Consider the following 1,086-nt stretch of genomic DNA (forward strand, 5'->3'; position numbering starts at 1 on the left):
TACATTGCAAGGGTGTCTATAGCTGTATTATTACTTTACGGTCTTGGTTTTGTGGCAATATTATTGTTATTGTTTTCTCTTTATATCGCAGATAGAAATAACGATGGCCGCTCAATTAACGAGAAAATGGGGCTGTTTTAATCTAACAAGTGTAGCCTGTCTCGCCCCAGCAAAAAGACGCTATGGCTGGACTTCGCTTCGCTCGGCCGCAGCTACAGGCGTTAAATGTTTTTTTTGCCTTAAAGGTTAAGGCTCAATATTCGGCAAGGAATGCACGTTTCTAATCTGGCATCTTTCCGTTTAAATTTTTAGGGTAGGTGGTACGGTTTCCAACTGTTCCGCTCTGCTGTTCAAGCTTCTCAGGCACATTTTTATTTGTAGAGGCTTCGTCGGTGGTGTGTTCCTAGGAAGTCCGGTAAAGTCGCCATCTATGGTGTTTTTGTCTCAAGGCAAGCACTTAGGTTTTAACGTGGTGTTTGGTTTAGTTGGGTGTTCTAAAACATCTAACCAGTTCATCAAACATCACTCCGGCCACAAAGAGACGTGGCCTGCGTTGGACGCACGATAGAGCCGTGCGCCGTTTATAAAAGCGTTATGTTCTCTAGGTGGTCATGGAAAAGGTCGAAATAGAAAACTGGAGCTGGACATTACTCCGCCACAACGAAAACTTTATTTTGTCAGTAGTTTGTGGCTCTGTTGGTATTTATACGGTCGAAGTAGTACTTAGTAAAGCCGAAATAGACCACTATAAGGCCAAAGGTGTTGCATTCATAAAACAGCTTGCGAGTAACATACGTAGTAATCCAGAATCATCAAAAAGCAAAAGCCTTGGTGCTTCGCCCATTGCTAAAGAATTGGAAATCGCACTCAATGAATGGAAATCTAGAAATTAAAAACATAACCAGCAGCACCAACGGACTCCGCAAAAGTCGCATCTTTTTTGTTCCAAAAAAGCAGCCACTTTCGCTCCTCCGTTGTGCTGGGCGTTAGTTGTTTTAATCCCCGAAGATTGAAGGGCTGAATGTATTGTTCTTTTCGTCACATTATTCGGCATTGAATAGGGGCATAATACCCCGTTCTATTTAT

At 42.5% G+C, this 1,086-nt stretch carries 1 protein-coding gene; it reads left to right on the forward strand.

Annotation, left to right across the window (positions count from 1 at the left end; translation table 11 throughout):
* The first annotated feature begins 611 nt into the window (after positions 1–611).
* Positions 612–893, forward strand: a complete 282-nt coding sequence (locus A3729_RS07660; RefSeq protein WP_068633550.1) for a hypothetical protein — start codon at positions 612–614, stop codon at positions 891–893.
* Positions 894–1,086: the final 193 nt, after the last annotated feature.

Source organism: Oleiphilus sp. HI0043, from assembly GCF_001634935.1.